At 68.7% G+C, this 23,157-nt stretch carries 20 protein-coding genes; 4 read left to right on the top strand and 16 right to left on the bottom strand.

The genetic code is table 11. The features are described 5' to 3' along the window. Window positions 1-54: 54 nt before the first annotated feature. The 3 genes from AB0G04_RS40135 to AB0G04_RS40145 all read right to left on the bottom strand — a co-directional run bounded on the left by AB0G04_RS40135 (window position 55) and on the right by AB0G04_RS40145 (window position 4,604). A complete protein-coding gene (locus AB0G04_RS40135) occupies window positions 55-2,301 on the bottom strand; it encodes a discoidin domain-containing protein (RefSeq protein WP_360994613.1) in 2,247 nt (748 codons plus the stop codon). 380 nt (window positions 2,302-2,681) lie between these two features. Continuing rightward, window positions 2,682-3,932 (bottom strand): glycosyl hydrolase, encoded by a 1,251-nt coding sequence (locus AB0G04_RS40140; RefSeq protein ID WP_360994616.1) that lies wholly within the window; start codon window positions 3,930-3,932, stop codon window positions 2,682-2,684. Window positions 3,933-4,058: 126 nt separating this feature from the next. Then, window positions 4,059-4,604, bottom strand: a complete 546-nt coding sequence (locus AB0G04_RS40145; protein ID WP_360994619.1) for a maleylpyruvate isomerase family mycothiol-dependent enzyme — start codon at window positions 4,602-4,604, stop codon at window positions 4,059-4,061. 38 nt (window positions 4,605-4,642) lie between these two features. Here AB0G04_RS40145 and AB0G04_RS40150 point away from each other — a divergent pair, with 38 nt between their 5' ends. Beyond that, a complete protein-coding gene (locus AB0G04_RS40150; RefSeq protein ID WP_360994622.1) occupies window positions 4,643-5,491 on the top strand; it encodes a helix-turn-helix domain-containing protein in 849 nt (282 codons plus the stop codon). 154 nt (window positions 5,492-5,645) lie between these two features. Next, window positions 5,646-6,230 carry a dihydrofolate reductase family protein gene (locus AB0G04_RS40155; protein WP_360994625.1) on the top strand — a complete coding sequence of 195 codons (585 nt, stop codon included), beginning with the start codon at window positions 5,646-5,648 and terminating at the stop codon, window positions 6,228-6,230. A gap of 127 nt (window positions 6,231-6,357) precedes the next feature. Here the strand turns inward: AB0G04_RS40155 and AB0G04_RS40160 are convergent, their stop codons facing one another. From AB0G04_RS40160 to AB0G04_RS40170, 3 genes are all read right to left on the bottom strand, one after another. Next, a complete protein-coding gene (locus tag AB0G04_RS40160) occupies window positions 6,358-7,167 on the bottom strand; it encodes an alpha/beta hydrolase (RefSeq protein ID WP_360994627.1) in 810 nt (269 codons plus the stop codon). 12 nt (window positions 7,168-7,179) lie between these two features. Beyond that, window positions 7,180-8,013, bottom strand: coding sequence for an alpha/beta hydrolase (locus tag AB0G04_RS40165; RefSeq protein WP_360994630.1), 834 nt, complete (start codon window positions 8,011-8,013; stop codon window positions 7,180-7,182). A 103-nt stretch (window positions 8,014-8,116) separates the two neighbouring features. After that, complete coding sequence (locus tag AB0G04_RS40170) at window positions 8,117-10,837, bottom strand: AAA family ATPase (protein ID WP_360994633.1); 2,721 nt, start codon at window positions 10,835-10,837, stop codon at window positions 8,117-8,119. A 348-nt stretch (window positions 10,838-11,185) separates the two neighbouring features. Here AB0G04_RS40170 and AB0G04_RS40175 point away from each other — a divergent pair, with 348 nt between their 5' ends. Next, window positions 11,186-13,231 (top strand): Ig-like domain-containing protein, encoded by a 2,046-nt coding sequence (locus tag AB0G04_RS40175; protein ID WP_360994636.1) that lies wholly within the window; start codon window positions 11,186-11,188, stop codon window positions 13,229-13,231. A gap of 35 nt (window positions 13,232-13,266) precedes the next feature. Here AB0G04_RS40175 and AB0G04_RS40180 read toward each other — a convergent pair whose 3' ends face one another. Together AB0G04_RS40180 and AB0G04_RS40185 are read right to left on the bottom strand one after the other, a co-directional pair. Then, complete coding sequence (locus AB0G04_RS40180; RefSeq protein WP_360994638.1) at window positions 13,267-13,458, bottom strand: hypothetical protein; 192 nt, start codon at window positions 13,456-13,458, stop codon at window positions 13,267-13,269. Between the two features lie 66 nt (window positions 13,459-13,524). Further along, window positions 13,525-14,406, bottom strand: a complete 882-nt coding sequence (locus tag AB0G04_RS40185) for a PAS domain S-box protein (RefSeq protein ID WP_360994641.1) — start codon at window positions 14,404-14,406, stop codon at window positions 13,525-13,527. Between the two features lie 365 nt (window positions 14,407-14,771). On the opposite strand from AB0G04_RS40185, the gene AB0G04_RS40190 reads away from it, so the two are divergent. Next, entirely contained in the window at window positions 14,772-15,548 is a 777-nt protein-coding gene (locus AB0G04_RS40190; protein WP_360994644.1) for a hypothetical protein, read from the top strand. A gap of 76 nt (window positions 15,549-15,624) precedes the next feature. On the opposite strand, the gene AB0G04_RS40195 is transcribed toward AB0G04_RS40190, so the two are convergent. The 8 genes from AB0G04_RS40195 to AB0G04_RS40230 form a co-directional block, all read right to left on the bottom strand. Beyond that, window positions 15,625-16,416 carry a hypothetical protein gene (locus AB0G04_RS40195; RefSeq protein ID WP_360994647.1) on the bottom strand — a complete coding sequence of 264 codons (792 nt, stop codon included), beginning with the start codon at window positions 16,414-16,416 and terminating at the stop codon, window positions 15,625-15,627. Next, window positions 16,413-17,321, bottom strand: coding sequence for an ABC transporter ATP-binding protein (locus tag AB0G04_RS40200; RefSeq protein WP_360994650.1), 909 nt, complete (start codon window positions 17,319-17,321; stop codon window positions 16,413-16,415). The genes AB0G04_RS40195 and AB0G04_RS40200 overlap by 4 nt, the downstream gene beginning before the upstream one ends. A 265-nt stretch (window positions 17,322-17,586) precedes the next feature. Next, window positions 17,587-18,567 (bottom strand): sugar kinase, encoded by a 981-nt coding sequence (locus tag AB0G04_RS40205; protein ID WP_360994652.1) that lies wholly within the window; start codon window positions 18,565-18,567, stop codon window positions 17,587-17,589. Continuing rightward, the gene (gene eda, locus AB0G04_RS40210; RefSeq protein WP_360994655.1) at window positions 18,539-19,150 is read right to left on the bottom strand and encodes a bifunctional 4-hydroxy-2-oxoglutarate aldolase/2-dehydro-3-deoxy-phosphogluconate aldolase; all 612 of its coding nucleotides are present in this window, start codon (window positions 19,148-19,150) and stop codon (window positions 18,539-18,541) included. Before eda ends, AB0G04_RS40205 begins: the two co-directional genes overlap by 29 nt. 142 nt (window positions 19,151-19,292) lie before the next feature. Then, window positions 19,293-20,084 (bottom strand): SDR family oxidoreductase, encoded by a 792-nt coding sequence (locus AB0G04_RS40215; RefSeq protein WP_360994659.1) that lies wholly within the window; start codon window positions 20,082-20,084, stop codon window positions 19,293-19,295. Next, a complete protein-coding gene (locus AB0G04_RS40220) occupies window positions 20,081-20,902 on the bottom strand; it encodes an IclR family transcriptional regulator (protein WP_360994662.1) in 822 nt (273 codons plus the stop codon). Before AB0G04_RS40220 ends, AB0G04_RS40215 begins: the two co-directional genes overlap by 4 nt. Window positions 20,903-20,928: 26 nt before the next feature. Further along, window positions 20,929-21,768, bottom strand: coding sequence for a 5-dehydro-4-deoxy-D-glucuronate isomerase (kduI, locus tag AB0G04_RS40225; RefSeq protein ID WP_360994665.1), 840 nt, complete (start codon window positions 21,766-21,768; stop codon window positions 20,929-20,931). A gap of 75 nt (window positions 21,769-21,843) precedes the next feature. Next, on the bottom strand, window positions 21,844-23,151 hold the full coding sequence (locus AB0G04_RS40230) for a TRAP transporter large permease (RefSeq protein WP_360994667.1): 1,308 nt from the start codon (window positions 23,149-23,151) through the stop codon (window positions 21,844-21,846). Window positions 23,152-23,157 lie beyond the last annotated feature (6 nt).

Consider the following 23,157-nt stretch of genomic DNA (forward strand, 5'->3'; position numbering starts at 1 on the left):
CGGTGGCCGCCGCCTTCACGTCGGAACCGCTTCGGCGCTAGGGCCGGGTGAGTGTCAGGGGTAGGCCACGACCTGGCGCGGCGTGGTGTTGCCGGCCGGGTTCGGGACGGCGCCGCCGGTGTCGTTGACGACGTTGGCGATGGTGCCGACGTCACCGAGCGAGACCGTCAGGATGCTGCGGAGCTGCACGCCGGGCCGGTTGGGCACCTCGAACGCCCGGTCCACCCGGACGCTGGGGTTGACGTTGAAGTAGGCGTACGAGCCGCCGCCCCAGAGCTGGTGGTCGGTGACGTTGTCGGCGACCTTGTAGGCGGCGTAACCGTTTCCACGGGGCCCGATCCAGGCCGCCTGGTTGGGCACGTCGTACGGCTTCTCGTTCTGGAAGAAGATCGTCTTGCCGCGGTTGCCGTTCCAGATCACCTCGTACTTCTGGTAGTGCTCGACGAACAGGCCGGTGGCCAGCACGTCGTCACCGTTCACGATGAGGCCGGTGTCGCCGGTGTTGACCGTCCAGCCGGTGGGCGCACCGCCGTGGTCGGCCCGCCAGGCCCAGATGTGGTCGATGATCGTGTCGTCGCTGTGCACGGCGAGGGTGGTGGTGGCCTTGCCCTGGACGCTGCTGCCGATGCGGAAGAAGACGTCCTGCAGGCTGATCGGGTTCGCGGCGTGGTCGGTGTGGACACCGGCCCGGCCGACGCTCATCAGGGTGGGGCTGTTGGTCGTACCGGCGTCGAAGGTCAGGCCGCTGACCTTGACCCCGTCGACGTCGGCGACGTTGAGGGCCTCGACTCCGCCGGTCGGGATCAGGGTCGGGAAGCCGATGCCGGTCACCACGGTGTTGGCGCGGGTGACCCGGATGGTGTCGTTGAGCGAGTAGGTGCCCGGGGTGAAGAACAGGTTCAGGCCCTGCGCGAGGGCCTGGTTGATCCGGGCGGCGCTGTCACCGGGCTTGGCGACGTAGAACTCGCGCATCGGGATCGAGGAGCCGGCCGTGTTCGGCCAGTTGGCGCCCGCGGAGTTGCGCCGCAGAGCGGGCACGAACACCCGGTAGAGGCCGGCGCTGTCGACGTAGAGGAAGGGCTTCTCCCGCGTGACGGGCGTGGTGGCCAGGGTGGTGTGGGGCGGGTTCGGGAACGCGTTGGCCGGGGCACCCTGGACGCCCGAGTAGACCATGTTCCAGACGCCACCGTCCCAGCGCCCGATCCGGCTGTCGCGGGTGTACCACTGCTGCTGGGAGCCGGAGGACACGACACCGTCGACCACGGAGTCGGCCAGGTAGCCGCCGCTGGAGTAGCCCTGCCCGTTGTCCTGGTTCGAAGGCGCCAGGGTCAGGTTGCCCTTGATGTGCACCCGGCGCATCGGGGCGGCCTGGGAGACGGCCCACCGGTTGGTGCCGCCGTCGGGCACGATCGACAGGTTCTCCATGCTGCGCCAGAAGTTCTGGGTCGCGTTGCTCTCGTCGCCGAAGTTCCAGCCGGAGTCCACATTGACCGCACCGTTGATCGTCACATCGTCGGGGTTGAGGCCGAGACCCGCGATCGTGGTGTAGAAACCGACGTTCGCCCACACCCGCCCGTACGTGCCGGGCTTGAAGAGGAACACGTGGCGCTGGGATCCGAACTGCGCGGTGGGGCTGCGCAACTGCGCGTTGAACGCCTGGTCCACCGCCGTCTGGATGGTCGACGCCGGCGTGGACGGTTCGAAGATCCGCACGTTCGGGCCCAGGTCCGGGGTGTCGGACGTCGGAAGGGCCGGCGTGCTGGGCGACGGCGACGGGTTCACGCCGCCGGCGAAGACCTGGAACTCCCACAGCGAGTAGCCGTACGGCGTGGCCCGGGTCGTGCCGTTCATCCGCACGTACCGGCCGCTGCCCGTGACGTTCAGGGTCTGGACGCCGGCCCGGCCCGTCGTGACCGGGCTGATGTTCGTCCAGGTGGTGCCGTTCGGAGAGGTCTGGATGGTGAAGGCCGAGGCGTACGCCGCCTCCCAGTTCAGCACGATCTGGCTGATCGACTGGGTGCTGCCCAGGTCGACCTGCAACCACTGAGGGTCGGCGAACGTGCTGGACCAGCGCGTACCGGTGTTGCCGTCGACCGCCGCGGACGCGGGGAACGCGGCACTCTCGACGGACGAGGCGGTGGCCGTCTTGCCCTGCGACACCGGGAGGTCGGCGGCGCTGGCGTTGGAGGTGACCGAGGCGACGGTGACGCCGAGGGCTGCGGCAAGGACGGTGCTCAGCACGACGCGCCCGCGGCGTCCGCGTTTCTGCGAGGGTGGGGAAGTCAGGATGGGAGGTGTCATTTGCCTGCCTGTCGGACGGGTTGCCGCGCGCCCCTGGGGGCAGACGTGCGGCGGGTCGGGGGCGAAAGCGTGGCCGATCAGAGAGCGCTCTCCGCCTTCATGTTAATTCTTTGTTGCGGCGCGTCAATGTCCCGGCAACAAAAGATCCGCCTGACGGATACGGCCAGCTCCGCTAACCGTTTTTCCGGCTGCCCGAAAGCCGATTTTCTGAAATATTTCTGCGAGCACTTCCCAGAAAAACTGTTATCGAGGTTGTTAAGTCCGGTTGATCCCAAATGGGTGCGGCCGCTCGAGACATCGCCCCCCGCCCCGCTCCAGCCGCCGACCGGTCCCGGGCAGGCGATCAACGCGAGCCCGGGACCCGTCAGCCGGCCGGGTCGTCAGTTACCGGCGGCCCGATAGGCCTTCCCGGCCTCGGTGGGAGTGGTCGCGTCCCGGTACAGGCCGTAGTCGACCGAGTCGCCGACCGCCGGCAGCGAGAACCAGGCGTACCGCTCGACGTACGGGGCGGCGTCCATCTGAGACGTGGAGCTCCTGATGAACCGGGTGATCTGCTGGGTGTCCGGGAACTTCGGGCTGCCCGTGAAGTTCATGAGGCCGTACTCGGTCACCCAGATCGGCAGCCGGTAACGATCGTGCACAGCCTTGACGTAGCCCATGAACTGGCCGGCCGCGGCGTCGCTGAAGTCGGAGCCGTACCAGTGCAGGGTGATGAAGTCGACCCGCAGGTTGCGCTGCCGGGCCCCGGTCATGAATCGGTCCAGCCATCCGCCGGGCGTGTCCCCGCCGAACGCCACCGCCGGGCTGCCCAGGCGCATGCCGGTGGCCTGCAGCTGCGGCCACAGATCCAGCGCCTGCTCCACCGTCATCCCGGCCTGGCCGGCCAGGTCCGGCTCGTTGAAGCCGAGGAGCGTACGGCCCTCGGTCCGCACCTTCGCCAGGTTCGCCGCCGTGACGACGTTCTCGTCCCAGATCATCGGTACGAACTCGGCGTCCGCCGGCATGCTGTCGTTGTCGGTACCCCAGTTGTAGTACCACTTCGCGCCGACGTCCTTGACCGCGCCCGGCAGGCCCGGGAACTGCCAGGTACTGATGCCCTTCTTCGCGCCGCCGGCGACCGGCGGCGAAGTCGGTGCGGTCGTCGGCACGGTGGCCGCTCCCGGCAGCTGCCACAACTGACCGGCGGCGCCGGTGCACGTCCGGATCTGCAGCGGCGTACCGGGGGCCGAGCTGTCACCGGTGGCGCCGAGGCACTTGCCCGAGCCGATGTTGACGAGCTGACCGTCACGAGCCGCCCACTTCTGCGCGCCGGTGCCGTTGCAGTCGTAGAGCTGCACCCTGGCTCCGTCGGCGTGCGACCCCGCCGCGACGTCGAGGCACTTGCCGAGAGCCTGGACGCGCTCGCCGTCGACGGTCCAGCGCTGCGCGCCGGTGCCGTTGCAGTCCCAGAGCTGCACAGCCGTGCCGTTCGCCGGACTGGCCCCGGCCACATCGACACACTTGCCGCCGAGACCCGTGACGGGGCCGCTTTCCGCAGCCATGGCGGTGGTGACGCCCGCGATTCCCAGGGCGGTGACAACGGTGCTGGTGAGTGCTACGGCAACGATCCGCCGCCGATTCGGTCCTGACATGAGGGCGAAGTTATCCGGCCGGAAACGCCGCCGGAGACGCCCGTCAATGACTTAACCAGGGCCTAAGAAGGTCGAACTGATCGGTCGAATCCGATTCCGGAACCGCGGAAGTGTTATTCGCCGGGATCAGGCCACGCGGCCGAGACGTGCAAGAACCCGGGTGATGCGGTCGTCGCCGGCGGGGACGATCGCCGGCCGGCACATGCCGTCCATGTGCAGGGCCTCACCGAAGCTGTCGGCGCCCTGCTCGATGCGGTCGAGCTCGGTGCCGGTGAGGCCGGCGTCGAGCCCTGCAGCGCGGGCCAGGTCCCACCGGTGTACGTACATGTCCCACACGTAGAACTGCGTGAACGTCGCCCCCAGCGTCGTCGGGCCGAAGTACCAGTCGATGGCCCGGCCGGCGTGGTCGTCGTCAGTCAGGGCACCGAGCACGCTCCGGCTGTGCTCGTCCCACGCGGCGACGGGGTCGGTGCCGAAGTCCGGCGCCCCGCCGAGATCCACGCCGTTCTTGGTCAGCGTCTCCCGCTGAGTCTCGGCGAGGTGCGTGACGACGTCTCGCGCGCTCCAGCCCGCACAGGGGGAGGGTGCGTCCCATGCCCGCGGCGACACCGCCTCGACGACGGCGGTCAAAGGGCGCAGAGCGGTCACGTACTGCATCGCGGCGTTGATCATGCGTGGGACCCTATGAGCATGGCTCCAGGTGGGACTTGATGAAACCCGACACCCACGGCGTGGTCGTGAGCACGGTGCGCCGGGACCCGGAGGAGCTGGCGCAACTGACGGATCCGCTCGACGTCCATCACCGGACCTATCGGTACGCCGCGAGCGCCGGCCTCACCGATCTGCTGCGCCGGTTCTGGATTCCGGTCTGGTCCGTACCGCCCGGGAAGGAGACGCCGCAGCGGACGTTGCAGGATCCCGCCTGCCTGGTGGTGATCAGCGGCGGCTACGCGCGCTTCTACGGTGTCGCGCCCGAACTGTCGACGACGACGCTCACAGGGGACGGATGGGCTGTCGGGCTGGTGCTCGCTCCGGCCGCGGGCCACACGATCGCCGGCCGGGCCGGCACCCTCAACGATCGCTACGCCGACCTCGAGGAGGTGCTCGGCGACGACGGGCGTGACCTCACCGACCGTGTACGGGCCCTGATGGCACCGGACCCGCACGACCCGGCGGCCCACCGGGCCGCCATGAGAGCGTGCGAGGACATCTTGCGGCGCTTCCTGCCTCTGGACGCTGACGGCGAGCTCCTCAACGCCGTGGTCGCCGCGGTCGAGAACAACGGGGCGCTCCTGCAGGTCGCGCAGATCTGCGAGCGCTTCGGCATCGGCGAGCGAGCGCTGCAACGCCTGCTGCGCCGCCGCCTCGGGCTCACGCCCAAGTGCCTCATCCAGCGCCGGCGGCTGCAGGAGGCCGCCGAGCGGCTGCGCAGGGAGAACGTCACCCAGGCCGAGCTGGCCGCCGCCGTCGGTTACGCCGACCAGTCCCACATGATCCGGGACTTCCTGCACGTCACCGGGACGACTCCCGGCCGGTTCATCGCGGCGCAGCGATCGTGACACCCACGTCGGCCACGGTGCGGATACCGCGTGGTGCGGCGAAGAAGGCGGACGTTTCCGGCCCGGTGTCGGATCTGCCGCGGGTGGTTCGTGGAACAGACGAGGGCAGTCGGTTCCGGCCTGCCGGGACAACGAAACATCGGGAGGTGACGGCATGGGCAAGCTCATCTACGTGACGAACGTGTCGCTTGACGGCTACATCGAGGACGCACAGGGCGATATCAATTGGTTCCCCCTCGGCGACGAGGTGTTCGCGTTCCACACCGGACTTCTGCGATCGGTGGGCACGCTTCTCTACGGCAGGCGCCTGTACGAGGCGATGGCCGTCTGGGAGACCGACCCCGCTCTGGCTGCGCGGTCCGACCTCACGGCCGACTTCGCGAACGCCTGGCAGGCGGCGAGCAAAGTCGTGTACTCCACGACGCTCGCCACGGTGCCTACCGCCGGCACCCGGCTCGAACGCCGTTTCGACCCCGCCGCGGTACGTGAACTGAAGGCCACCGCCGGCAGCGATCTCACCGTAGGAGGTGCCGGCCTCGCGGCGCGGGCTTTCGAGGCCGGGCTGGTCGACGAGTGCCGGCTGCTGATCCTGCCCGTCGTCGTCGGCGGGGGTAAGCCAGGACTGCCGAAAGGCATGCGCACGGACTTCGAGCTCCTCGATGAGCGCCGATTCCGAAACGGCGTCGTACATCTCCACTACCGCGTCCTCCCCTCGGGACACCAGGGGTCCGCGGTGTGACACGGCGGCCCCGGCAACGACACCGCCACCCAGTGACAACCGGCCGGTTCGCCGAGGCTGAGCAGGCACACCCCCGGCCCCCATGACGATCGGCGGCATCTGCAGCCGGTGGGGGCCGGGAGAGGGGTCAGCCCGCGGCGCGGACGATCAGCTTGACGACCGGGTCCGGACGCGAGACCGCCACGGCGTGCGACGCGCCCTTGACCGTCACGGTGGCACGGGAGCCCGCGCGGTCGGCCATGAACTTCTGCCCCTGCAGAGGAATGTTCTTGTCCGCGCCGGCCAGCACGAACCACGAGGGGATGCTCGCCCAGGCGGGCTTGCCGGAAGCCTCGTTCAGTGCGGCGTCCCGGATGGGGCGCTGGGTGATCGCCATGAGGGTTGCCTGGCGCGCCGGGACGTCGGCCGCGAACTGCTGCCGGAAGAGCTCCGGCTTGATGTAGAGGTCGTTCGATCCGTCGGACAGCGGGACCGGCGCCAGCGTCTCGCCCAGCGTGCTACCGGGGTACTTCGCGGCGAGCTGTGCCGCGGCTTCGCCCTCGGCGGGCGCGAAGGCGGCGACGTACACCAGCGCCTTCACCTTCGGGGACCGTGCCTTCGTGTTGGTGATGACGGCACCGCCGTAGGAGTGGCCGACCAGCACCACGGGCCCGTCGATGCCGGCGAGACGGGCGTCGAGGGCCTCGGCGTCGGAGCGGACTCCGCGCAGAGGGTTGGCCACGGCGACAGCGGTGAAACCTCGCCGCTGCAGCCGCTCGATGACAGGACTCCAGCTGGCACCGTCGGCGAACGCTCCGTGGACCAGAACGATCGTGGGCTTCCGGCCGGCGGGATGGGCCGCGGCCACCGCGGTCGAGGAGCCGAGCAGGGCAACTGTTGCCAGCGCGGCCAGCCCGGCGGTGATTCGCACGGTGACGCGGTTCTTGAGTGTGCGCATGCTCTCCGGCTCTCAGTCTGCGAGGAAGGCGATCAGGGCGGCGTTGACCTCGGCTGCGTGGGTGAGCAGCAGGCCGTGCGGGGCACCGTCGATCTCGACGTAACGCGCGCCGGGCAGGCGGCGGCGGAACTCACGGGCGGTGGCGTCGATCGGCAGGATGCGGTCGGCGGTGCCGTGCAGGATCAGTGACGGCACGTCGATGCGCTCCACGTCGGCGCGGAAGTCCGTCAGCCACGCCGGGACGCAGGCGTACGCCGCGATGGGCGCCGAGCCGATGGCAGTGACCCAGTTCGCGCGCAGCGCGGCCTCGCTGAGCCGGGATCCGAGCGTCTCGTCGGTGTTGAAGAAGTCGACGAAGAAGTTCTCGTACCAGGCGTAGCGGTCGGCTTCGGCCTGCTCGGCGATGCCGTCGAAGACCGTCTGCGGCACGCCGGCGGGGTTGTCCTCCGTCTGCAGCAGGAACGGCTGGAGCGCGCCCAGGAATGCGGCCTTCGCCACCCGCTCCGAACCGTACGTGCCGAGGTAGCGGGCGACCTCACCCGAGCCCATCGAGAAGCCGACGAGGACGACGTCACGCAGGTCGAGCTGCGTCAGTACGGTGTTCAGGTCACCGGCGAAGGTGTCGTAGTCGTACCCCGTCATGGTCTTGCTCGACCGGCCGAAACCGCGGCGGTCGTAGGTGATGACGCGGTAGCCGGCCTTGACCAGCGCGTCGGTCTGCTTCTCCCAGGACTGCCCGTCCAGCGGGTAGCCGTGGATCAGGACGACCGGCTGGCCGGAGCCGTGGTCCTCGTAGTAGAGCTCGATGCCGGTCGAACCCTCGGTGCCGACGGTGATGGTCCCCATGATGTGCCTTCCCGCCCGTCCGCCGTGTGCGGACCGGGCATGGCACGAACCTAGGGAGCCGGCGGGGCCCACCGCGTCCGTCAGGCGACGTCTTCGGCGTACGTCATCGTGCCGACAGCACCGCCGCGAGTTCGCCGCGGGACGTCACGCCCAGCTTGGGGAACATCCGCTGCAGGTGTGTGCTCACGGTCCTGGGCGAGACGTACAGCCGCTCGCCGATCTCCCGGTTCGTCAGCCCCTGCGCGGCGAGCTGGGCGACGTGCAGCTCGGTCGAGGTCAACCGGTCGGCCGCGGCCGGGTCCCGGCGAGGCGATGACGTGCCCGCCGCACGCAGTTCCTGTCGCGCCCGCTCCGACCACGCGGATGCACCGAGTGCGTCGAAGACCTCGCGCGCCGCCTGCAGGACGACGCGGGACTCCGCGGGCCTCCGGTGCCGCCGCAGCCACTCGCCCAGTGCGAGGTGCACCCGCGCCCGCTCGAACGGCCAGTCGGCCGGAACCCCGTCGAGGGCCGCCCGGTAGAGCGGCTCGGCGGTGTCCGACGGGCTCAGCAGAGCGCGGGCCAAGCGCAGCCCGCAGAGCAGGGCGGGAGACGGAGTCAGCTCCTCGAGCGGGGCCAGGCCCTCCAGGATGCCGCGCGCCGCCTCCGCGGACTCGCTGCGCACGGCCGCCTCAACCAGCTCGGCGACCGCGTAGAAACGCAGCCAAGGATGGAAGGCGGGGTCCCCCGGGTCGAAGACGCGGTGCAGGTGCCCGAACGCGTCGCCGTAGCGGCCCTGGCAGAGCGCGGCATGCCCGCGGGCCGTCTGCACGATGGCCAGCACCGGCCGTACGCCGCCGGGAAGGGCTACCCGTTCCGCCTTCGCCGCCCACGCCTCCGCCTGCGGGTCGCCGCAGACGGAGGCCAGCTGCGCACGGATGGCGTGCACCATCGCGTGCACAAGAGGCTGACCTGTTTCGCGCGTCAGCTCGGCGGCCTCCTCGGCAGCGAGGGAACCGCCGCGCACGTTACCGAGCCGCGCGGCGCTGCCCGCCTGGATGCAGAGGGCGCGGGCCAGCATCGACAGCTGGCCCTGCGCCCGCAGGGCGTCCAGCGTCCTCGCCGTGAGTCGCATCGCCAGGGCGGGAGCGCCCACCGTCACGGCGGCACCGCCCAGCAGCTGGTCCCCCTCGGCGTCCGGCGATGAGCGCTCCAGCTGACGCGTCAGGGAGTCCATGACGGCTCGCCCCCGCTCGACCGGCGCGCAGTACGCCCGCAAGGCCACCAGGAAGGGGTTGTCCGCGTCCACGGGCATCCGGTCGGCGGCGGCGGCGACCCGCTGTCGTGCCGCCGGCCCGGGTTCCCCGTAGTAGCAGTGCAGCATCGCGCCCCACAGCATGCGCAGACCCAGCAGGGGCTCGCCGGCGGCGATCTCGACGGCCAGCTCGGCCAGCTCGGCGGTCGCGGTGCCCTCACTCTGCACCCATTCGTCCCGGACGAGGCCCACCCACGCCGCACGACCCCGATCCCGGGCCGAGAGGTCGAGCGACCCGGCCCGGGCCAGAAGGTCCGCGACGACATCGGGCTGGCCCGACTCCAGCGCCAGCTCCGCCGCGCGCAGCAACCGGTCCGCACGCGCGGACGTGTCCTCGGTCAGCTCCGCCGCCCGCCGCAGAGCCGCAAGCGCCGCGGCGACACCGCCCCGCCGCAGGGCCCGGCCGGCAGTGGAGTCCAAGTCCCGCGCCGCCCGCTCGTCGAATCCGGCGGTGGCAGCAGCACGATGCCACGCCTGCCGGTCCGGCTGACCCTGCAGCTCGGCGGCGAGAGCGGCGTGCGCGGCCTGACGTTCCGCGATGGTGGCCGCACGGTGCAGCGACGAGCGGACGAGCGGATGCCGGAAAGCCATCCCCCGGTCCTCCACCAGGCCCGCGTCGACCGCCGGCGCGAGGGCTGCGGCGTCGATCGGCGTTCCCAGCATCCGGGTCGCCGCGGCGAGGCACTCGTCCACCGTTCCGTCACCGTTGAGTGCCGCCAGGAGCAGGACCGCCCGGGTATCGACCGGAAGTCCGGAGACCCGTGCCGTGAAGGTGCGTTCCAGCCGCTCGGTCAGAGGCAGCGGACCCGGGGTCAGCGCGTACGCACCGCCGACCGACTGCAGAGCAACGGGCAGTTCGGTCAGAGCGAGCGGATTCCCGGCCGCCTCCGCCAGGAGCCGGCGCCTGACCTGCTGCCCCAAGCCGGGAGCCACCGCGTCCAGCAACTCGCCCGACGTCTCCTCGGTCAGCGGGTCCAGATGCAGCACCGGCAGGCCCGCACGTCCGAGGCGGTCGTCCGTGCCCCGGGTGACGGCGACGAGGACGAGGGGGTCCGACTCGATCCGCCGCGCGACGAACCCGAGGACATCGAGACTGGCCCGGTCCATCCAGTGGGCGTCCTCGACGACCACAAGCATCGGTGCCTTCACTGCCGCGTCCGACAGCAGGGTCAACGCGGCCAGGCCGACGAGGTAGAGATCGGGCACGGCGTCGTCGGCGAGGCCGACGGCGGCGCGCAGCGCAGCACGCTGCGGTCCCGGCAGGTCGTCGATCCCGTCCCGCAGCTGGTGCACCAACTGGTGCAGGCCGGCACAGGGCACGTCCTCCTCCGACTCCACCCCTACCGCCGTGATCACCCGGATCCCGCCGGCCGCCGCCTGTGCCGCCGCCTCGGCGACCAGCGCCGACTTCCCGATCCCGGGCTCGCCGACGACGACCACCGCACCGCCCGACCCGGAGGCGGCCTGCTCGACCAGGGCAGCCAGAGCACGCCGCTCCGTCTCGCGGCCCAGAAGCGCCCGTCTTTGCATACCCCGCCCCGTCTTCTGCCTGCGGCTCGTACTGCCCGCGAAACGCCGCGTCCTCCCGGCTGGGCGGCTCTGCCCGTAACTTCCGGAGGTCGACCGGAAGACTGCCGGGGACGTGACCGCACAATGACACGCGCATCGGTTCGCGGGAGCGAGGGGGTCCGGGCTCCGCGGGCGCATCCGGGCATCAGACGGACATTCCGCGACTTCGCCGCGCGGAGAGGCGGCGTACGTCACATCCGGCCCCGTAAGGAACCGTCAAGAAGCGCGCCGCCCTGGCACCGGCCATTCAGGACAGCGCGCAGCTCCGTCGATCTCTAGGATGCCGGGGAACACGGGGAGGAAAACTGCATGCGTAACACCCTGGCTCGGCGTGCGCTCGCCGCCCTGGCCGCTTCCACCGCGCCTCTGGCCTTCGCGGCCCCCGCGCGGGCCGACGACCGTCTGCCTCTGGGCGCGGGCGCGACGGCGCAGGCCAGGGCGACACCGGGCAGCGACTTCACCGCACCGCTGTCGGTCACCAACACCGGCACCCGTCCCATCGAAGGCGTCGCCGTCTCCTTCTTCGGCATCGACGGCTTTGCGACCGAAAATCGACCCGAGAACTGCACCTACGACGTCTTCGGCGAGCTGGATTCCTGCGTCTTCGACCGGACCCTGGAGCCCGGCAGGTCGTACCGGGTGGATCTACCGCTCCGCGCCCCGGCCGACGCCTATGCGCCGAGCGCCATGCGGACCCAGTTCACTTGGGAGAAGAAGGCCAACCACCGCCCGTACGGCACACCCGGTGACCAGGCGCCCGTACCGCTGCTCGACGACGTGACGCCGGAGGACGTGGGCGTCTATCCCTGGCAGTTCCTGGACCTCGCGATCATTGGCCGGCAGAGCGCGGATCTGGTCGCCACGGGCAGCAAGGTGTATGGCGCGGCCGGTGACGTGGTGCAGCTCAAAGCGGTGGTCCGCAACGACGGTCCCGCCACGCTCAAGTGGATCGGCACCGGCGTGCCGCACGGCCTCGTGGTCGTCACGATTCCGCCGGGCACGTCCGTGCGGAGCGCGCCGTCGAGGTGTGCGCCCGCCACGGACGCGCAACGCACCCGCACCGACGCGGTGCAGTACGCGTGCGTACTCGACGGACATCTCAAGATCGGCAAGGACTACGCGGTCAGCCTGCCGTTCAGCCTGCGGATCGACGAGGCCATCCGGGAGGCGGCCGGTCTGGTCGAGGTGAACCCGGCGTGCACGTGCGAGCGCTTCGCCGACGACCTCGACAAGACCAACGACACCGCGCCGCTGATCATCAACCCGGCGCCGACCACTCCGGGCGGCACGGACACCAACCCGCCGTCCGTCACGGCCACCGGGCTCACCGAGGGCCAGTTGCTCGGCCGGTACAACGAGATCACCCCGTCCTGGTCCGACGACGTCGCCGTCACCAAGGTGCAGGTCCTGGTGAACGGCAGGGTCACCGCCACCCACGAGAACCCTCTGCCCGGCGAGGTCGGCTTCGTGATGCCGGCCGACGTGCACGAGCAGGAGCCGCAGATCACCATCCGTGCCTTCGACGCGGCCGGAAACACCGGAGAGAAGACCACGAGGGTACGGGCCGACGTGCTCCGTCCCGACGCGACGCTCACCCCGGCGTCCGGGTCCCGCATCCATGGTGTGGTCACGTTCCAGGCGACAAACGTCTCGAGCGACACCGCACGCATCGAACTGCTCGGCACGGGCGAAAGGGTCGTCGCCAGCACCACCGCGGCGCCGTGGACGATGACCTGGGACACCCGCGGGCTCAACGGCGGGCAGCACCTCTCGGTCCGCGTCTTCGACCATGCCGGCAACGGCACGTTCGACGTGGGCACCTACGACGTCGACAACTCCGGCCCGTCGGTCAGCTCGATCACCCCTGACGACCGGGCGCTGGTGCGCGGCAGCGTACGCACCACCGCGAAGGCCTCCGACCCGAGCGGCATCAGGTCGGTGCGGGTCACCGGCGGCAAGGCCACGAGCTCGCCGTGGGCCTGGACGGTGAGCCCGAAGGCGCAGGGTGCCCACACCATCGAGTGGGTCGTGATCGACAACCTGGGCAACACCACGTTTGCTCGTCGCGTCGTCGTCAACGACACCGTCGCGCCCGCCTTGAAGCTCACCAAGGCGCCGAAGAACAACGCGAAGCTGACGAAGAACACGACGCTGGCCGTGTCCGCGAGTGACCGGAACGGCGTCGCGAAGGTGCAGCTGCTCGTCAACGGCAAGGTGGTCGCCACCGACACGAAGGCCGGCTACAGCTTCACGCTGAACCCGAAGAAGTACGGCAAGAAGTTCACGGTCCAGCTCCGCGCGTACGACAAGGCGGGGAACGTGACGACGCTCGGTAATCGCACTTATCGCCGCTGAGCCGACACCACGGCGTTCCGGTCGAGCCGCCGGGGCTAATCCGCCTCGGTGGCCGCCGGTCCCACCTGGGCGTCGTCCGCGTTGGCCGAGCCGGCAAGGTCGGTGGGATCCGTGGTGCCGTCCGGGTCGTCCTCGACGGTCAGGCTGCCGTAGCCGGCCTGATCCGCGGGCTGCTTCCGCTGGGACGACTCGGTGTCTCGCAGCTGCTCGTGTGATCGTTCGGACATGACCGAGCCTCCTTGGTGAAGCCAGTTCTTGCGGCAGGCGGATGGAATTCGCTGAGCCGACCGGAATTACCTGCCAACGTCCGCCTGGTCGATGAATGCGGACAGCAGGGAACCGGCGGAACCGCGAACCATCGACAGCGAGGCCGATACCTCTATCAGTTCGCCGTCATGGGTACGAAGACGGAGCGGCCGGCGCATACGTACCTGTGATGGCGCGAAACGCAATTGCGACAGCAACTCGCCCATCTGGTCTTCGTGGCCGGAGCACAGGGTGTCTTCGATCGATCGGCCGCACACCTCGCTCGGTGCCCATCCGAAGAGTTCGTACGCCGCGCGGTTGTACCCGACGACGATCGAGTCACTGGTGATGGCCACGAAGGCTTCCTGCATGCTGTACAGCAGGGAGGCGCTGTCGAGGGCGGACGCCGGCAACGGCGTGTCGGCGGGTTCGGTCGAGACCGGACCGATGAGTTCGACGACGTCGCCGAGCCTGAGCAGGTTCGCCGCCGTCCATGACCGCGGTACGGTGTCCACGACCGTGAGTGCTCCGACCGGTCTGCCCGTGGCGCCTCGCAGCGGTACCGCCAGAAATGCCCGGGCGCCGTACTCCACGGTGAGCGGGTGCTGACGTATGCGCTTGTCGTCGTCGTGGAGCATGTTCTCGCTGAGAACGGGATGGTCGCTGCTGACCGCGTACTTGCACAGCGAGTGCGACAGCGGCGCATGCCCGTCGGGAGCCAGGTTCGGCCACATGCCGTGACCGCCGGCGAAATAGTAGTCGAACTCCCCCACAAGCGTGACCTGGCACATCGGTGCCAGCACGGAGTGAGCCGTGAACTCGGCGATCCTGTCGACCGACATGGGCATGCAGCGCAGAGCAATCCGCGCTTTTCGCGTCTCATTCAGCCGCTCAGGTGAATCGATGACAGCATGATTAATGGAGATCATTTTGGCCTAGCCTCGAGTTTGACGGGAACCTCTGGGCTATAAAGTTGCCAATTGCGGACTCGCAGCCCTGTAGTCAGAAGCAGGTTTGTGTCAGTGTACTGCCGTCAGCTGCCGGATTCGGGGTCACGAGTTGTTCCCGGCAGATTCTTGAAAAGGTCGTACACATTGCGCTCCTGCGGCCATTCCGCGCCTCCGCCGGCCGTGTGCGGTCGAAGGCAGGCGCCGACCACCGACTCGGACTCGGTGCGGCGCAGCGGTACCGGCGAGTCGCACTCCGCAGATCGCCCCGCCGGAACGGCATAGACAGAAGACGATGGTGTGTGAAGATGGGAGCGCTCCCATCACTGACTCACAAGGAGGACCGGGTGAAGCGCTTCAGCCTGCTTTTCGCCCTCTCAGCGATAACCGCGACTCTGTTCGCCGGCAGCGGGGCGGCGAGCGCGACCAGCGACTCGGCACCCCGCGGATGCGCCAAGCCGGGCATCCTCTTCTGCGAGAACTTCGACCGCCTGCCGGTCGGCGGCGCCAGCAGCCTCGACTGGGGAATCGACACCCGCAACGGCACACTCACCGTCGAGCGGCGGGGCGGCCGGGACAAGGTGTTGCACGTGCGCACCCGAGACAACGGCCGCGCGTTCCTGCGGGTCGATGACTTCCCAGCCCCCGCAACCGGCTTCTACGGCCGCATGCGGCTGCGCGTCGACGCGTTCCCGACGGCGCCCGACTGGGCTCACTTCACGCTCGTCGAGGCAACCGGATCCGGCAGCACCGAGGTCGTGCGGCCGGTGGGCGGGCAGTACGTGCCCACCCTGCAGCGCAACCTCTGGGGCATCGGCGCGGACGGGGGCCCCACCGGCGACTGGACGGCGTGGACCGAGTCGGCGCCGGCCACCACGGACACCTGGCAGTGCGTCGAGTGGCGGCTCGACCCGGCGACGAACGCGGTCACCACGTGGATCGGCCGCGACATCACCCTGCACGCCTCGGAGCAGGAGCACGGCGGCAACCAGGTGCCGTTCGTCCTGCCCGCGGTCAACACCGTGAAGATCGGCTGGCAGCTGTACCAGGCCGGCACCACACCTGCCGGCTTCGACCTGTGGATCGACGACATCGCCCTCTCGACCCGCCGCCTCGGCTGCTGAGCACCGTCGAGCCGGGGTCACCATGCGTGGTCCCGGCTCGACAGGCGTCCATGAGTCATTCCGAGCCGGACCGGCGTTACGGGATGTCCCGTCGCGTGAGGGCGTAGGTACCCGCCACCGTGGTGCCCGCCGCCCAGCCGATCAGGATCGCAGCGCCCACCCAGGGCTGCAGGCCGTCCTGACCGGGAGGACTCATCATCAACAGCGTCGCCAGCGTGGGAAAAACGGTCACGGCCTCCCCCATCCAGCCTCCGAAGACGTCGGTGAGCAGCACCAAGGAAGAGATCACGAGGGTGCCGCCGAAGGTCAGGGCCAGGGCGATGGTGCTGGCGAGCACCTGGCTGCGGACAAGTACTCCGAAGCCGACTCCGATACCGCCCCAGAGGACGTAGGCGACCATGCTGGCGACGACTGCACGCTGGACGCCAGGATCCGACAGCAGCAGACCGCCGAGGCGGCCGGCGCTGGGCCAGACACCGAGAAGGAAGTTCATCAGAGTGGCGACGGCCCAGCTGAGCAGGCCGACCAGTGCCACTGCGCCCCATTTGGCGCGTACCACCCGTACTCGGCGAGGAGAGGCCAGGAAGGTCAGCGACGCGGTGCGGTGCTGGAACTCCGAGGACATGCAGACGATCCCGAACAGCATCATGAACGTCGCCCCGGAGATCGTGCCGGCGGTGTAAAGCTCCACCGCCAGCTCAGATGCCGACAGCCTCTGATCCACAGGCACGTCGGTGGCATCGATCTGACTGGCCTGCAAGCGTGCCAGCATCAACGACACGAGCCAGAACGCGGCACCGGCGGCGCCGAGAAGCCATGATGACCGCGTGACGCGAATCTTGATGATCTCAGCGTGGAAGAGGCTCATCGAATGCCCGCTTTTCCCTCGGTGAGCCGGAAGAAGGCGCTTTCCAGATCGACTTCCACGGGGCGCAGCTCATGGATCTCGGCTCGGACATCGAGCGCTAGCCGGCCGATCTGCGGCATGTCACAGTTCCCCACCAGCAGAAGACCGGGACCTTGGCGTTCGACCTCGGCCCCGGCGGACAGCAGCGCCTGCTGGAGCACATCCGCCTGAGGGCTTCGGACGTGCGACATCGCTCCCGTGGCCGAGCTGATGACCTGCGCCAGCGAACCCTGCTGAATGAGCCGGCCGCGGGCGATGATGATGACGTCGTCGGCCATCAGCTGCATCTCACCGAGCAGATGACTGGAGACGAGCACGGTCCGCCCGTCGTCCGCGAGCCCGCGGAGCAGCTTACGCAGCCAGCGGATGCCGTCCGGATCCAGGCCGTTGGCGGGTTCGTCGAGAATGAGCACCCGCGGATTGCCGAGCATCGCTTTTGCTATGCCGAGACGCTGCCGCATCCCCAGGGAATAGCCTTTCACCCGGCGGCGTGCGGCCTGTGTCAGATCGACCAGTTCCAGGACCTCGTCGACCCGTCGGGAATTGATCCCGCCCATCGGGCACATGATCCGCAAGTGGTCCCGCCCGGTGCGGGCGCCGTGAACGTCGTTGGCGTCGAGTAGCGACCCCACTTCCCGCAACGGCGCGGGCATGTCCGCATAGGAGCGCCCACCGAAGCGCACCGTCCCTGAGGATGGGCTGACCAGACCCAGCATCATGCGCAAAGTTGTCTTCTTGCCCGCCCCGTTCGGGCCCAAGAAACCCGTGACCCGGCCCGGTTCCACAACAAAGGAAAGGTGCTCGACGGCCTGTACGTTGCGATACGACTTACTCAATCGCGAGACAGCGATCTCATTGTCGCTCACAACGCGCTCTCTCCATCCGCGAATCAATATGTATGGCGAGAGTCCGCGCTACTGTCCCCAGCCCCGCCTTGCCCGACGATTTCCTGGGCTGCGGGGAGTGACGCTACTAGAGACGATCTTGGACTGTCCATTGCTGGGATCAATGCGGCTCGTGTTGATCACCACAAGGATTGTTCCTAATTGACGAGGGGAATTCCCCGCGCGGTTCCCCGCAGGAACGAGATCAGGGCACCGGCGACGCGTACATCCGCAGAAAGGGTCACGGTCAACGAGTCACCGCGGCGCCGGCGCCTCCGGCAAGCGCCATCACCTCAGCCGCCGTAGCCATCGAAGTGTCACCAGGGGTGGTCATCGTCAGTGCGCCGTGCGCCGCGCCATACTCGACAGCGATCTGAAGCGGACGTCCGCAGAGCAATCCATAGATCAGGCCGGAGGCGAACGAGTCACCCGAGCCGACCCGGTCGAGCACGTCGAGGTCTCTTCTCTCCGTGGCTCGCACCACGCCGGTCGGCGGCGACCAGGCCACAGCGCCGAAGTCGTTGCGACTGGCGCTCACCACCCGCCGCGTGGTGGTCGCGACAACGGGCACCTCCGGGTAGGCCTCGACATCCTGTACACCGATCAGTACATCCACGAACGGCAGCACGTCGGGCACCAGGTCATTGCCGAGACTGGGCCGGTAGTTCACATCGAACGACACCACGGTCCCATGCCGCCGGGCAGCCTCGACAGCGGTGAGAACCGTGGAAGCCGCCGCCGGCGACAGCGACGCGAAGATCCCGCCGGTGTGCAGCCATCGCACCCCGGCGACCCCGAACAGATGATCCCAATCCACGTCGGACGGACGCATCTGCGACGCCGCGCTATGACCACGATCGGACATTCCTAACGCCCCGCGTACCCCGAAGCCGCGTTCGGTGAAGTTGAGGCCGTTACGCACCGTACGACCGACGCCGTCATAGGGCACCCATCGCACCAGCGACGTGTCCACCCCGCCGGTCAGCATGCAGTCCTCGACGAGCCGCCCCACCTCGTTGTCGGCAAGCGCCGTGACGATCGCGGTCCGCATCCCGAAGACACGTCGCAGCGCGCGGGCCACGTTGTACTCGCCGCCACCCTCGGAGACCCGGAACGTCCGCGTGGTCCGCACCCGCCCCTCACCCGGATCGAGGCGCAGCATCACCTCACCGAGGCTGACCAGGTCGTACCTGCAGGAGTCAGCGTCCCGCAGCCGCAATGACGGCACGTACCCCTCCGATGAGCTCCTGGATCCGGTCGAGGTCAGCCGAGCGCGGCACCATCCAGGAGCCACCGACCGCGAGCACCGAGGGCAGCGCCAGATAGTCACCGGCGTTGGCCGCGGTGATCCCGCCCGTCGGCACGAATCGCATGTCGCCGAAGACCGCCGCGAGCGCGGCCACGGCCGGCGCTCCTCCCGATGTCTCGGCCGGGAAGAATTTGACGGCCTTCAGGCCGATCTCCCGAGCAGCCAGGACTTCCGTCGCGGTGGCCACCCCGGGGAGTACGGGTAGTCCGAGCATGCCGCACCGCTCCACCACAGCACGGGACAGCCCCGGGCAGACGGCGAAGCGGGCGCCGGCCTCCGCGGCGGCGGTCGCCTGCTCCGGGGTGAGCACGGTTCCCGCTCCGACCAGCAAGTCCCTGTTGCGCGCCATCGTGGCGATCGCCGCGAGCGCCCCCGGCGTACGCAAGGTGACCTCGGCGATCGGCAACCCACCGCCTACCAGAGCCCTTCCCAGGTCAGCGGCTCGCGATTCGTCGTCGAGGACGACGACCGGCACGACGGGATGTGCCTCGAAGATCTTCATCGGATCACTTTCTCCAGGCCGCGACCGGCCCGGCGTCGCGAATCGTGCGCATGTGCTCGGCGACCGCGACCGCAAGCAGCGGATCCTTGATCGACGAGTCGCCGAACTCGCCGGCGTACCCCAGTGCGCCGGGGCACAGGGGTCAGCGGGCGAGCCATCCGCCGTCGACGGGAAGGACGGCTCCGTTGACGTAGTCCGCCGAGCCGGAGCAGAGGAAGAGCACCGCGCCGGCGATATCGGCAGGCTGGGCCCAGCGTGCGGCCGGAATCCGGCTGAGGATCTCGCCGCTGCGCTGGGGGTCCTGGCGCAGGTCGTGGGTGTTGGCGGTGGCGACGTAGCCGGGGGCAACGGCGTTGACGTTGACCCCCCGGCCGGCCCACTCGTTCGCCAGTGCTTTCGTCAGGCCGGCGACAGCCGACTTGGACGAGGTGTAGCCCGGGACATTCACGCCGCCCTGGAAGCTCAGCATGGAGGCCATGTTCACGATCTTCCCGTAGCCGCGTTCGAGCATCGACCGGCCGATCTCGCGGGACAGCACCCAGGTCGCGCGGAGATTCACATCCATCACGTGGTCGAAGTCGTCGTCGGAGTGCATCGCAGCAGGGGTCCGGCGGATCGTGCCGCCGTTGTTGACCAGGATGTCGACTTCACGGCCGGCCAGGTCGGCTGCCAGCGCCGTCACGTCCGGCCGGATGGAGAAGTCAGTTCGCACGGGGGTGAAGCTGCGTCCCAGTCCTTCCACCACGGAACGGGTTTCGCTGGAGCCGGACGGCATGTTGTGACTGACGCCGATGATGTCGGCACCCGCGGCGGCCAACGACTCCGTGATCGCCAGTCCGATCCCCCGGCCAGCGCCAGTCACCACCGCGACCTTTCCCTCCAGGCTGAAGCTGCGGGTGAGGTACGCGGCGGGACTGCCGGCTGGGCGCATCATGAATAGGCTCCTTCAGGTGGCGCGGAAGAGGATGAGGGGATGAATCCCAGAGCTGCTGAGATCTGCGCGGCGGTCTCGACGACCAGCGGGGCCATCGCCTCCAGTTGCTCGCGAGTGTGTTCGATCGTCAGAGTCGAGATGCTGATCCCGTAGTTGATTTTGTGAGTCGAGTCCCGGATCGGTGCCGCCACGCAGATGACTCCGGGCACGTTCTCCTCCCGGTCGAACGCGTAGCCGGCCTTGCGGATCTCGGCGAGCTCGGCCCGCAGTGCGTCCAGGGTCGTGATCGTGTTCACGGTCAGAGCCGGCAGTTCGGCGCGAGCCACGAATCGGTCCAGCTCGTGGTCGTTGTATCCGCTGAGCACGACCTTTCCGATGCCCGAGGTATGCATCGGGATCGCAAGACCGACCCGCGACGGCATCCGGTAGGGCTTGTCCGAATCGGCACGGATCAGATAGACGATCTCGTCGCCGTTGGCCACGCCGACGTGAACCGTGCAATGCACCTCATCGACCAGAGCGTCGACGAAAGGCTGCGCGATCGCGGAGATGTCGATCCGCCGCAGAGCCTGCCCGGCCAGCGAGAGAATCTTCGGGCCGGGCAGGTAACCGCCGTCGGGTGCAACCGTGACGAACCGCCGTTCGATCAGGGTGGCCAGGATGCGGTGTGTGGTGGCCTTGGCGAGACCGGTCGCCTCGACCACCTCCGAGAACCGCGCATGAGTCATGACCGCTTCCAGGACGAGCAGAGTTTTCTCGCTCGCGTTGGCACCGCTGGTAAGCAGCTGGTCGGTCACTCGGACCGTGTCGTTGGTCATGAACTCACCTAACTGAGGGCGTGGGATCAGCGCATGTCGGCGATGGCGAAGCCATCCATGTCGTCGAACGACTGATTTTCTCCCGCCATCGCCCAGACGAAGCTATAGCTTGCGGTGCCGACGCCGGAATGCACCGACCAACTCGGCGAGATCACCGCTTCCTCGTTGCCGACCACGAGATGCCGGGTCTCGGTGGGCTCGCCGAGCAGGTGAACCACCCGGGCATCGGCCGGCAGGTCGAAGTACAGGTACACCTCGGTGCGCCGGGCGTGGGTGTGCGCGGGCATCGTGTTCCACATGCTGCCCGTGTGCAGCGTGGTGACGCCCATCACCACCTGGCAGCTCCGTACACCCTTCTCATGGATGTACTGGTTCAGAGTTCTCCGGTTCGACTGCTCCGGGTTGCCGAGCTCCCGGACGGTGCCCTCCCCGGGAGCCACGAAGGTCGTCGGGTACGCCGTGTGGGCAGGTGCGGAGAAGAGGTAGAACCGGGCCGGGCCCGCCTCACCGGCGGCATCGCCGGACTCGAACACCACATCGACGGCGCCGCGGCCCACGTACAGGCATGCGCCGTGCTCTGCTTCGTATCTGGTGCCGTCAACGGTGATGGTTCCGGGGCCGCCGACGTTGACGATCCCGGCTTCCCGGTGCTCGAAGAAGTACGGGCTGACGATCTCGGGGAACGTCGGGAGCTTGACCGGGCCGGTCACCGGCTTCACCCCGGCCACGACCACCCGGTCGTGATGCGTGTACAGGGCGTTGACGTCATCGTCCACGAACAGGCCGGGCACGAGGTAACGGTCACGCAGCTCGTTGGTGTCCATGCCCGGGACATGCTCGGGGCTGGTGGCGTAACGCTGTTCCATCGTTCTCCTTCGGATTTGGTGGCGGGCGGCCGGGATCAATGGGGGAGCAGGTCAGTCGGGACCGGTCGACCTCGATCAGGTCATGAGGCCGAACAATTCCGGCAGCCAGAGTGACAGTCCGGGCGTGAAGATCACGACGATCAGGCAGATGACCAGCGCGACCAGGAACGGCACCAGTTGCCGGACGACACCCTCGATCGGCTGGCCGGACACCTTGGCTCCGACGAAGAGCACGGTTCCGACCGGTGGCGTGATGGTGCCGATGCTGAGGTTGAAGATCATCATGATGCCGAAGTGAACCGGGTCGACGCCGAAGCTGGTCACGATCGGCAGGAAGATCGGCGTGAAGATCAGGACGGCCGGGGTGGCGTCCATGAAGCAGCCGACGATCAGCAGGATGACCGCGATCAGCAGCAGGAGCACCACCGGGTTCTCACTGAACCCGAACATCGTGTCCGCGACGAGCTCGGGAATCTTGGAGAAGGAGAGGACGAAGCCCATGATCGTCGAGACGGCGATCAGGAACATGACCACTGCTGTGATCTTGGTGGACTCCAGCAGGATGCCCGGGATGTCACGAAGCTTGATCGTCCGGTAGAACGCCGACTGGATCGCCGAGTAGAACACCGCGATGGCAGCGGACTCGGTCGCTGTGAAGAAGCCGGCCAGGATGCCGACGATCACCACGGCGATGAGCAGCAGCGACGGCACGGCGACGAGCAGTACGTGGACGCCCTCGCGGAAGCCGATCCGCTGGGTCTCCCTCAGTTCGGGACGCCGGCGGACGTACAGGTACACGACGGCCGAGCAGGCGACCGCCCACAGGAGTCCGGGAAGGTACCCGGCCACGAACAGGGCCGCGACCGAAGATCCGGACACCAGCGAGTAAACGATCATCAGGTTGCTGGGCGGGACCAGCATTCCACCCGGGGCGGAGGCGACGTTGACCGCCGCGGAGAAGTTCTTGTTGTACCCCTCCTTGGCCTCCAGCGGACCCATCGTGGTCCCGATCGCGGCCGCCGCCGCGATCGAGGATCCGCTGACCGCACCGAACAGGGTGTTGGCCGCCACGGTGGTCTGGGGCAACGATCCCGGCACCCGGCCGACCAGCACCTTTCCTGCATTGATCAGCTGTAGGGCGATGCCGCCCTGACTCATGATCACACCGGCCAGCACAAAGAACGGGATGGCAAGCAGTGCGAATGAGTTGATCCCGCGGAACATCTGCTGCGCCGCGGTGAGTGCTCCGTTGTCGAAGCCGACCACGACGAACATGGCCAGGGTCGAGGACAGCCCGACTCCGACGCTGATCGGTGCTCCGATCAGCAGCAGAACGGCGATACCGACGACCAGAACGAGACCGGCGAGTGCTGCAGCTTCCATGGTTTC

Source organism: Actinoplanes sp. NPDC023801, assembly GCF_040639655.1.
Lineage (GTDB): Bacteria > Actinomycetota > Actinomycetes > Mycobacteriales > Micromonosporaceae > Actinoplanes.

What these genes read in the sequence shown, in the direction of transcription:
- AB0G04_RS40215 (WP_360994659.1), bottom strand. Translation starts at nt 20,084, where the DNA reads ATGATGCGCCCAGCCGGCAGTCCCGCCGCGTACCTCACCCGCAGCTTC.
- AB0G04_RS40160 (WP_360994627.1), bottom strand. Translation starts at nt 7,167, where the DNA reads ATGCGCACACTCAAGAACCGCGTCACCGTGCGAATCACCGCCGGGCTG.
- AB0G04_RS40185 (WP_360994641.1), bottom strand. Translation starts at nt 14,406, where the DNA reads ATGATCTCCATTAATCATGCTGTCATCGATTCACCTGAGCGGCTGAAT.
- AB0G04_RS40220 (WP_360994662.1), bottom strand. Translation starts at nt 20,902, where the DNA reads ATGACCAACGACACGGTCCGAGTGACCGACCAGCTGCTTACCAGCGGT.
- AB0G04_RS40175 (WP_360994636.1), top strand. Translation starts at nt 11,186, where the DNA reads ATGCGTAACACCCTGGCTCGGCGTGCGCTCGCCGCCCTGGCCGCTTCC.
- eda (WP_360994655.1), bottom strand. Translation starts at nt 19,150, where the DNA reads ATGAAGATCTTCGAGGCACATCCCGTCGTGCCGGTCGTCGTCCTCGAC.
- AB0G04_RS40150 (WP_360994622.1), top strand. Translation starts at nt 4,643, where the DNA reads ATGAAACCCGACACCCACGGCGTGGTCGTGAGCACGGTGCGCCGGGAC.
- AB0G04_RS40170 (WP_360994633.1), bottom strand. Translation starts at nt 10,837, where the DNA reads ATGCAAAGACGGGCGCTTCTGGGCCGCGAGACGGAGCGGCGTGCTCTG.
- AB0G04_RS40230 (WP_360994667.1), bottom strand. Translation starts at nt 23,151, where the DNA reads ATGGAAGCTGCAGCACTCGCCGGTCTCGTTCTGGTCGTCGGTATCGCC.
- kduI (WP_360994665.1), bottom strand. Translation starts at nt 21,768, where the DNA reads ATGGAACAGCGTTACGCCACCAGCCCCGAGCATGTCCCGGGCATGGAC.
- AB0G04_RS40180 (WP_360994638.1), bottom strand. Translation starts at nt 13,458, where the DNA reads ATGTCCGAACGATCACACGAGCAGCTGCGAGACACCGAGTCGTCCCAG.
- AB0G04_RS40195 (WP_360994647.1), bottom strand. Translation starts at nt 16,416, where the DNA reads ATGAGCCTCTTCCACGCTGAGATCATCAAGATTCGCGTCACGCGGTCA.
- AB0G04_RS40155 (WP_360994625.1), top strand. Translation starts at nt 5,646, where the DNA reads ATGGGCAAGCTCATCTACGTGACGAACGTGTCGCTTGACGGCTACATC.
- AB0G04_RS40135 (WP_360994613.1), bottom strand. Translation starts at nt 2,301, where the DNA reads ATGACACCTCCCATCCTGACTTCCCCACCCTCGCAGAAACGCGGACGC.
- AB0G04_RS40145 (WP_360994619.1), bottom strand. Translation starts at nt 4,604, where the DNA reads ATGATCAACGCCGCGATGCAGTACGTGACCGCTCTGCGCCCTTTGACC.
- AB0G04_RS40165 (WP_360994630.1), bottom strand. Translation starts at nt 8,013, where the DNA reads ATGGGGACCATCACCGTCGGCACCGAGGGTTCGACCGGCATCGAGCTC.
- AB0G04_RS40140 (WP_360994616.1), bottom strand. Translation starts at nt 3,932, where the DNA reads ATGTCAGGACCGAATCGGCGGCGGATCGTTGCCGTAGCACTCACCAGC.